Below are 10,438 nucleotides of genomic sequence, written 5' to 3'. Positions count from 1 at the left end.
TCCTTCCAGCATTCCGGCGAAGTCACCGAGCATGACCGTGGCCGAGGCCAGGGATTCGCAGGCGTTGGCCAGCAGGGATTCGGTGTCGGTTTGCGGGTTGACCAGGAACATGCTGCTGGGGGGGGGTATGGCGTCGCCATGATGTGCGAGGGCGCGAGGTAGTGGTCGAGGGCGCGTTCGGTCGCCGCTTTTATCTTCTGCGGGTCGAGGGCAGGGTCGTATGGGATTGGATCGACGTCCGGGGGGTTGGGTGTGGCTTTGAACATGGATGAAACTCCGTATCGAGAAATAGGAGCCATCACCCTCGCTACCAAACGATGGGTGGCGGCCATGCGCGGGTTGGTAGACCGGTCGATACGGAACCCGGCGCTCACGAGTGAGCCCCACGCATGTCCACCATATAAAGCTGAGCCGCAAAAGAGAGGCTGCATAAGGTGATGCCATACGACCGTACCGAAATGGGCTACCAAACCCGATCACTGATTTGCAGTGACAGGGAAACGATAAGCCCGACGCATAGCCGTGTAAGCCGGCGGATTCTGGCGTACGCGTAGGTAACGGCGCAAGGCGTTGTAGCCGTTATGGCGTAACGGTTCGTGTACTTTAAACGTGCTTGCGGGGTGCGTTTATGTGCGGGTCTGCTCTGTTGTTTTGATGTTGTCTGGCTGGTCGCATTCGCGAGCAAGCCCGCTCCCACAGTTGGAATGAGTGCATTCAGTTGGGGATTGGTCGGCTCGTAGGCCGTCATCGCCAGCAGGCTGGCTCCCACAATTTGATCGAGTGCATTCAGTCAGGGATTGGTCGGCTCATAGGCCGCCATCGCCAGCAGGCTGGCTCCCACAATTGGATTGAGTGCATTCAGTTGGGGATTGGTCGGCTCGTAGGCCGCCATCGCTGGCAAGCCAGCTCCCACAATTTGACCGAGAGCATTCCGTCAGGGATTGGTCGGCTCATAGGCCGCCATCGCCAGCAGGCTGGCTCCCACAATTGGATTGGGTGCATTCAGTGGGGATTGGTCGGCTCGTAGGCCGCCATCGCTGGCAAGCCAGCTCCCACAATTTGACCGAGAGCATTCAGTTAGGGATTGGTCGGCTCGTAGGCTGGCTCCCACAATTGGATTGGGTGCATTCAGTTAGATATTGGTCGGCCGTCAGACCGCCATCGCTGGCAAGCCAGCTCCCACAATTTGACCGAGAGCATTCAGTCAGGGATTGGTCGACTGGTAGGCCGCTTTCGCGAGCAGGCTCGCTCCCACAGTTGGATTGAGTGCATTCAGTTGGGGATTGGTCGGCTCGTAGGCCGCCATCGCTGGCAAGCCAGCTCCCACCATGTGACCGAGTGCATTCAGTTAGGGATTGGTCGACTGGTAGGCCGCTTTCGCGAGCAGGCTCGCTCCCACGGGGAGCTTTGTTGTTCACAAAATGGTGAGCAGCATGAATCCAATGTGGGAGCGAGCCTGCTCGCGAAGGCTGGCTCACTGGCAACACAGTTCTCCAGACAGAAAAAGCCCGCCGTCCCGACTGATCGGAACGGCGGGTTTTGTCGTTTCAGGCCTCGATCACACCGTGTCCACCTTCAACGAATGATCATTGAGCATGCCGCTGATGATCGTCGCCGTGTCATGCCCACCAGCAACCACCCCGCCCGCCCCCGGCGTTACACCGTAGTGGCTGGCGAGGTTGACACCGGCCAGGTCGATGGTCTGGTTCGGCGTGGCGCCGGCGATGGCACTGACATTGATGCTGGTCAGCACCGAGGCGCCGCTGCCGGTGACGGTGAAGTGCAGGTAGTCGTCGAGCGATGCGGTGGTGCTGTTTTCACCTTGCAGCAGTTGCGACAGGTCGAGCTTGTCGGTGCCGGGGGTGAAATCGGTGATGGTGTCGTGGCCACTGTTGCCCTTGAGGTACTGGAAGGTGTCCGCGCCCGGCCCGCCGGTCAGGGTGTTGTTGCCCATGCCGCCGATCAGCAGGTCATCGCCACCGCCACCGTTGAGGATGTCGTTGCCCAGACCGCCGTTGATCACGTTGTTATTGTTGTCACCGGTCAGGGTGTCATTGAAGTTCGAACCGATGAGATTTTCGACGTTGGTAATGGTGTCGATGCCAGCGCCGATGGTGTTTTGCGGCACGAGCAGGCTCAGGTTGACCGTGACCCCGGCCGTCGCATGCGCATAGCTCACGGTGTCGATGCCGGTACCGCCATCGAGGATGTCGTTGCCCGGGCCGCTGTAGAGCAAGTCGTTGCCGGCGCCGCCGTGCATTTCGTTGTTGCCTGAACCGCCGCTGAGCACATCATTGCCGTCACCACCGTTAAGGATGTTGTTGCCGGTGCCGGCCACCAGAATGTCATCCCCCGACGTACCGGTGAGCGTATGACCGTCCTGATAAGTGATGCTGACGTTGGCCGTGTCGCTGCCGCCATGGTTGTCGTTGGCGGTGTAGGTGCCGTTGAAGTCTGGCGTCACGTCGTGGGCGCCGGCGTAGTTGACCGTCATGGTCAGTTGGTAATTTTCCGCCGCCGTCGGGTTGCTGCCGCTGGTGTTGGTGATGTTGGTGACGTGAATCTGGTAGGTGCCGTCGGCGCTGGCGGTGATGGTGCCGCCGTCGGCGATGCTGACGAACGCGCCGCCATTCACCGAGTACTCCATGGTGATGTGCCCGGCCGCCAGGTTGTGATCCAGGTTGAGGGTTTCGCCACTTTTCAGTTTGACGGTGATCAGGTCTTCATCGTTGGCGTTGGCGGTGGTCACCGCGCCGAGGTAGCCGCTGACCACCAGCACTGCGGTCATCGCCGTGGCATTAGCAGTGAAGGCGCTGCGCACGTCGGCCAGGTTCTGGTTGGCGGCGGTGTTGCCGGTGCCGGCGAAGTTGATCGCGCCGGTGCCGGTGAAGTCCGCACCCTTGGCCGCCCAACCGGTGTTGAAGGTGGTTGGCGATGCAGTCAGCGGATCGCCGTCCGGGTCGCTGTCGTTGGCCAGCAACAACTCGCCCGGCACCGTGACCGTGCTCGACAGCACGTTGGTGATGACATGGTCGTCGACCGCCACGGGTGGCGAGTTGGGGATCACTTTCACGGTCAGCGTCGAGCTGGCGAGGTCGCCGTCGTTGTCGCTGAGGGTGAAACCGATGTTCTCGGTGATCACGGTGGTCGTGGTTTTCTGTGAGATGTAGGTGTAATCGCCAGTGTCGAGGTTGATCTGCAGCGTGCCGCTGTTGTTGGTGGCGACGCTCAGGGTGTTGGTCGTGGTGTCGAAGGTGCCGTGGTTGGTGCCACCGCTCGCGACCAACGAACCTTGGCCGCCGTTGGCTTTCGGGTCATAGGTGTACGTGGTGCCATCGACCACTATGGATTTGATGAAACCACCATCGGCGCCGAAGGTGCCCGTGTCACCCAGCAGAGAGCCGGTGACCGGCGCGCCAACTACGGTGCCCGACAACACCGAGTTGAGCTGATTGAGGTCGGTGACCACCACCGCATTGGTGTCGGTGTGGCTGATGCCGTCATAGGCCAATGGATCGAGGTTGGCGTTGCTCACGCCGCTGCCCAGGCCGATGGCGTAGTTCTTGATGTTGTTGGCATCAAGGAAGGCTTTGAGTGCGGTCTCGTCGGCGCTGCCGATTTCCTGGCCGGCGGTGGGTTTACCGTCGGAGAAGAAGTAACCGATGTTCTGCGCACCGTCCTGTTTGCCGGCGGTGTTGAACGCGGTCTGCATCGCCGCCACGGCGGCGTCGTAGTTGGTGCCGCCGCCGGCGGTGAGGCCGGCCAGCAGGGTTTTGGCGGTGGCCACATCGACCCACACCGAGGTGCGGTCAGTGGCGCTGCTGCTGAAGGTCACCAGTTGCACTTTCACATCGCCGAGGTCGTCATATTTGTCGAGCAAGGCGCTGATCGCCTGTTTGGCCAACGCCAGGCGCGACAGGCCCGGCACGCCGGACGCGTCGGCCATGCTGCCGGAAATGTCGAGGACGATGAGGATGTTGGAGTCGATCTCTACCGCCGCCACCGAGCGATCCGACGGCACGGCTTTGGGCACGTCATCGACGATGTTGACCACGATGGTGCTGGTGGTGCTGTTGCCCAAGGCATCGGTGGCTTTGTAGGTGAAACTTTCGCTGAGGGTGTTGGCCCCATCGTTGGCGCTTGGCGTGGTTTTCGGCGCCGAGGTCAGGGTGTAGGTGTACGTGCCGTCGGCGTTGAGCTGGATCTGCCCGTACTGGCCGGTTGAACTGCCGACCAACGTGTACGTGATCGCGCCACTGCCACCGGTGACTGCACCAACCAGTGTGCCGGTGGCGGTTTCGCCGGTGCTGGTCGGATCGCTGCCGGTGACCGTGCCGGGGGCCAGATCCTGGCCGTCCTTGGTCAGGTCGAGGGCTTTTTCGTAGACCGTGACGTCCTGATCCACCGACGCCACGAGTTTGCTGTCGGCAACGTTGATGGTGATGGTGGTGGTGCTTTCGTCACCGTCGCCATCGCGGATGGTGTAGGTGAACGTATCGGTGGCGCCCGGCGGGCTCACCGAGTTCGGGTTGCTGTGGTAAACGGCGTTGCCCGCCGCGTCCAGGGTCAGGTAGCCGTAGGTGCCATTGATGTTGCTGTTGAGGCCGCCGATCGCCGAGGTAGCGGTATTGCTGCCAGCGCGCACGCCGACTACTGCCCCACCCGCCGCTGCGCCGTCGGCACCGGTGACGTCGTTACCGAGCACGCTGATGTTGACCGTGCCACCCTCCGTCACCGAGCCGGTGTCGGCCTTGGCGGTCGGCAAGTCGTCGATGATGTTGACGTTGATCTGCCCCGACGCCGTGCTGCCGTCGCCATCGGTGGCGACCACGTTGAAATTCTCGGTGAGGCTGTTGGCGCCGTTGCCGGTCGGGTGTGCGTCGTTATGCACCAGGGTATAGCTATAGGTCACGACACCCGTGGTCGGGTTATAGCCGGAGATGGTCAGCGTACTGCCCAGCGGCGTGGTGACCGACTGCGGGAAGCCTGCGGCCACACCATTGGTGACCACGGCAACACCGCCGACAGTCAGGGTTTGCAGACCGTCGAGCGCAGTCACGGTGAAAGTGCCGCTTTGGGTCAGTGCCGTGGCGTCCGGCGCACTGCCGTTGCCAAGGTTTTTTTCGTAGACAGTGAGTTCGCCGCCGTTGACGTCGAGACCGTTGAGGATCACCGGATCGTCATTGTTGTGGATCTGCAGGACGAGGTTCGCAGTGCTGGTATCACCGTCCGAATCGGTGATGGTGTAGGTGAAGGTTTCGGTGCCATTGCCGCCGCCGTGCAGGTTTTTGAAATCGGCATCGGTGGGGTTGAGCGTGTAGGTGTAAGTGCCGTCGGTGTGCAGTTCGAGCGAACCGTAAGTGCCGGTGAAGGTGCCAGCGGTGACGGGGCCGGTGGGTACTCGGTCGGCGCCTTGTAAGTCGTTGGTCAGCACGTTGCCGGTCAGGGTCAGATTGGTTTCTGACGCAGTGTTGGCATTGCTGTCGTTCACCGCTTTTGGCAGGTCGTCGATGATGTTCACATCGAGGGTGGCGTTGGCGGTGGTGCCGTTGTCGTCCACCACGGTGACGGCGAACTGTTCCGGCAGGCTGTTTGCGCCGTTACCGGTTGGGTGCGCGTCATTGTGGTCGAGGGTGTAGCTATAGCTGACCACGCCTGTCGTTGCGTTGAAACCGGTGATGGTCAGCGTGCTGCCCAGCGGGGTGGTGACCGACTGCGGGAAGCCTGCGGCCACGCCGTTGGTGACCACCGCGATGCCGCCGACAGTCAGCGTGGTCACGCCATCGAGTGCGGTGATAGTGAAGGTGCCGCTTTGAGTCAGCGCGTTGGCATCAGGAGCACTGCCGGTGCTGAGGTTTTTTTCGTAGACGGTGAGTTCGCCGCCGTTCACATCCAAACCGCTGATGACCACGGGATCGTCGTTGTTGTGGATCTGCAGGACGAGGTTCGCGGTGCTGGTATCGCCGTCCGAGTCGGTGATGGTGTAGGTGAAATTTTCCGTGCCGTTACCGCCGCCGTGCAGGTTTTTGAAGTCGGCGTCGGTTGGGTTGAGCGTGTAGGTATAAGTGCCGTCGGTGTGCAGTTCGAGAGTGCCGTAAGTGCCGGTGAAAGTCCCGGCAGTCACTGGGCCGGTGGGTACGCGGTCAGCGCCTTGTACATCATTGGTAAGAACGTTGCCGGTCAGGGTCAGGTTGGTTTCTGACGCAGTGTTGGCATTGCTGTCGTTGACGGCTTTGGGCACGTCGTCGATCACGTTGACGTCGAGGGTCGCGTTGGCGGTGGTGCCGTTGTCGTCGACCACGGTGACGGCGAACTGCTCGGGCAGGTTGTTCGCACCGTTGCCGGTTGGGTGCGCGTCGTTGTGGTCGAGGGTGTAGCTGTAGCTGACCACGCCGGTCGTTGCGTTGAAACCGGTGATGGTGAGCGTGCTGCCCAATGGCGTGGTGACTGATTGCGGGAAGCCTGCGGCCACGCCGTTGGTGACCACGGCGATACCACCGACGGTCAGCGTGGTGACGCCGTCCAGAGCGGTAATGGTGAAGGTGCCGCTTTGGGTCAGCGCGTTGGCGTCAGGAGCGCTGCCGGTGCTGAGGTTTTTTTCGTAAACGGTGAGTTCGCCGCCGTTTACGTCGAGGCCGGTGATAACCACGGGATCGTCGTTGTTGTGGATCTGCAGGACGAGGTTTGCGGTGCTGGTATCGCCATCGGAGTCGGTGATGGTGTAGGTGAACGTTTCAGTACCATTGCCGCCGCCGTGCAGGTTTTTGAAGTCGGCGTCGGTCGGGTTGAGCGTGTAGGTGTAGGTGCCGTCAGTGTGCAGTTCCAGGGTGCCGTAAGTGCCGTTGAAAGTCCCGGCAGTCACGGGGCCGGTGGGTACGCGGTCGGCGCCCTGCACGTCGTTAGTCAGCACATTGCCGGTCAGCGTGAGGTTGGTTTCCGAGGCGGTGCCGGTATTGCTGTCGTTCACCGCTTTCGGCAGGTCGTCGATGATGTTGACGTCGAGGGTTGCGTTGGCGGTGGTGCCGTTGTCATCGACCACGGTGACGGCGAACTGCTCGGGCAGGTTGTTCGCGCCGTTGGCGGTTGGGTGCGCGTCGTTGTGGTCGAGGGTGTAGCTGTAGCTGACAACACCGGTGGCCGCGTTGAAACCGGTGATGGTCAGCGTGCTGCCCAGCGGTGTGGTGACGGATTGCGGGAAGCCTGCGGCTACGCCATTGGTGACCACGGCAATGCCGCCGACGGTGAGCGTTGTCACGCCGTCCAAAGCGGTGATGGTGAAGGTGCCGCTTTGGGTCAGCGCGTTGGCATCAGGAGCACTACCGGTGCTTAGGTTTTTTTCGTAAACCGTCAGCTCGCCGCCGTTTACGTCGAGGCCGCTGATGACCACCGGATCGTCGTTGTTGTGGATCTGCAGGACGAGGTTTGCGGTGCTGGTATCGCCGTCGGAATCGGTGATGGTGTAGGTGAAGGTTTCGGTGCCATTGCCTCCGCCGTGCAGGTTTTTGAAGTCGGCGTCGGTGGGATTGAGCGTGTAGGTGTAGGTGCCGTCAGTGTGCAGTTCCAGGGTGCCGTAAGTGCCGTTGAAAGTACCGGCAGTCACTGGGCCGGTCGGAACACGGTCAGCACCCTGCACGTCGTTGGTCAGGACATTTCCGGTCAGGGTCAGATTGGTTTCCGAAGCGGTGCCGGTGTTGGCATCGTTCACCGCTTTGGGCACGTCGTCGATCACGTTGACGTCGAGGGTGGCGTTGGCGGTGGTGCCGTTGTCGTCCACCACCGTGACGGCGAACTGTTCCGGCAGGTTGTTTGCGCCATTGCCGGTTGGATGGGCGTCGTTGTGGTCGAGGGTGTAGCTGTAGCTGACAACACCGGTGGCCGCGTTGAAACCAGTGATGGTCAGCGTGCTGCCCAATGGCGTGGTGACCGATTGCGGGAAGCCTGCGGCCACACCGTTGGTGACCACCGCGATGCCGCCGACAGTGAGCGTTGTCACGCCGTCCAAAGCGGTGATCGTGAAGGTGCCGCTTTGGGTCAGTGCATTAGCGTCAGGAGCGCTACCGGTACTTAGGTTTTTTTCGTAAACGGTGAGTTCGCCGCCGTTCACATCCAGGCCGCTGATGACCACCGGATCGTCGTTGTTGTGGATCTGCAGGACGAGGTTCGCAGTGCTGGTATCACCGTCCGAATCGGTGATGGTGTAGGTGAACGTTTCAGTACCATTGCCGCCGCCATGCAGGTTTTTGAAATCGGCATCGGTCGGGTTCAGCGTGTAGGTGTAAGTGCCATCGGAGTGCAGTTCAAGCGAGCCGTAAGTGCCAGTGAAGGTGCCAGCAGTGACGGGGCCGGTGGGTACACGGTCAGCACCCTGCACGTCGTTGGTCAGCACGTTGCCGGTCAGGGTCAGATTGGTTTCCGAGGCAGTACCAGTGTTGCTGTCATCGACGGCTTTGGGCACGTCGTCAATGATGTTCGCGCTGATGGTGGTATTGGCGGTGCTGCCGTTGTCGTCCGTCACCGTCACGGCAAACTGTTCGGGCAATGTGTTGGCGCCATTGCCGGTCGGGTGCGCGTCGTTGTGATTGAGGGTGTAGCTGTAGGTGAGAACGCCGGTCGCCGCGTTGAATCCGGTGACGGTCAGCGTGCTGCCCAAAGGCGTCGTGATCGATTGCGGGAAGCCTGCGGCCACGCCATTGGTGACCACGGCGATACCGCCCACCATCAGCGTGGTGACGCCGTCCGGCGCGGTGATGGTGAGGCTGCCGTTTTGCGTCAACGCCGCTGCATCGGGCGCACTGCCGCTGCCGAGATTGGCCTCATTCACGGTCAGCACGCCGCCATTGATACCGTTATTGATCGTCACCGGATCGTCGTTGTTGTGGATCTGCAGCACCAGATTCGCGGTGCTGCTGTCACCGTCGGAATCGGTGATGGTGTAGGCGAACGTTTCAGTACCGTTGCCACCACCGTGCAGGTTTTTGAAATCGGCGTCGCTGGTGTTCAGGGTGTAGGTGTAAGTGCCATCGGCGTGCAGCACCAAAGTGCCGTAGGTTCCCGTGAAAGTACCGGGGGTGACCGGCCCGCCAGCGACGCGGTCAGCACCTTGTACGTCATTGGTCAGCACGTTGCCGGTCAGCGTCAGATTGGTTTCCGACGCGGTGCCGGTGTTGCTGTCATTCACCGCTCGGGGCACGTCGTCGATGATGTTGACGTCGAGCGAGCCGGTGGCGCTGTCGCCATTGCTGTCACCCGCCGTCACGGTGAAATGCTCGCTCAGGCTGTTGGCGCCGCCACCGGCCGGATGGGCGTCATTGCCATTGAGGGTGTAGCTGTAACTGACCACGCCGGTGCTCGCGTTGTAACCGGTGATGGTCAGGGTGTTGCCCAACTGGGTGGTGATCGACTGCGGAAAACCGACGGCCACGCCACCGCTGATCACGTTGATGCCGCCGATGTTCAGGCTGCTCAGACCGTCCGGGGCGCTCACGGTAAAGCTGCCGCTTTGAATCAGCGCAACGGGGTTGGCGGCAGAGCCGTCGGGCAGATTGGCTTCGTTGACGGTCAGTTCACCGCCCGGCACCGACAGGCCACTGAGCGTCACCGGATTATTCACCGCTGGCGGCACCACTGGCGCCGGAGTGTTGTCGCCGTTGTTATCGACGATGTAGTGCCGTTCCAGGGGAAACTCGGGAATCCCGTTGAAACCGGCGGTGGGGAAACCGATTCGCGGATCGACGCGTCCGCCGACTTCCGTCAGCAACACAAAACTGTGGCCACCACCCAGTTCCCCCGGTACACCCGTTGGCGCATTCGGCCCGGCAGCAGTCGCTTCGGCGGCTTTGGTCGGGTCTTCACCGGCGGCGATGGCTTTCTGGATTTGCTCAACGTCGGTCAATTGCGCTTCGGTCGGGGTCAGCGCTTCTGGCGAATCGACATGCGGCGCCTGATTGGCCAGCAATTGCCCGGACATGACCATGCTGCTGTCGCGGCCCAGGGTCAACTCGTGGCCATTTTGCAGATGAACGGCGACGGCGCCTTCTGCCCCGGTGATCACTTGATCGCCGGCAAACAGGCGATCGCCCTCGACCAGGGCGCGGCGAGTGCCGTCGGTGCCCTGCGCAAAAACCTGACCAATGACTTTAGTGACGATCCCGATGAGCGTTGCCATGTGAATTTCCTCCGCTGCCGACCACCGTCGGCACTGGTTCGCGAAGCAGCCCATGGCTCAATCGGGTTGCCGGGGTGACGCTCACACCTCGGCAGTTCGTTTCGCAGGTAGCGCAAGCAAGGAAACTTCAGTGCGATCAAGCACTTAGAACTCCTGATCAATGCAGCAAACCCACTAACGCTACGTAACGGTGGTGAATCACCCGAGTGACAAAAAAATGTCGCTCATCTGCCGCTACGCGTCCCTCCCCTTCAGCATTACTTCGCCGTATGT

At 61.4% G+C, this 10,438-nt stretch carries 1 protein-coding gene and 1 pseudogene; both read right to left on the bottom strand.

Annotation, left to right across the window (positions count from 1 at the left end; translation table 11 throughout):
• A pseudogene (locus tag AC27VU_RS27970) lies at window positions 1–266 on the bottom strand (DUF6124 family protein); the annotation flags it as partial.
• A 1,292-nt stretch (window positions 267–1,558) separates the two neighbouring features.
• Entirely contained in the window at window positions 1,559–10,165 is an 8,607-nt protein-coding gene (locus AC27VU_RS27965; protein WP_488725346.1) for a retention module-containing protein, read from the bottom strand.
• Window positions 10,166–10,438: the final 273 nt, after the last annotated feature.

The sequence above is a fragment of the Pseudomonas sp. 14P5.3.2 genome, assembly GCF_057799175.1.
The sequence above is the reverse complement of the archived record's forward strand: the minus strand, read 5'-3'. Positions and strand labels throughout refer to the sequence as shown.

Excerpts from the sequence above, each read along its gene's own strand:
- AC27VU_RS27965 (WP_488725346.1), bottom strand. The coding sequence starts at position 10,165 with ATGGCAACGCTCATCGGGATCGTCACTAAAGTCATTGGTCAGGTTTTT.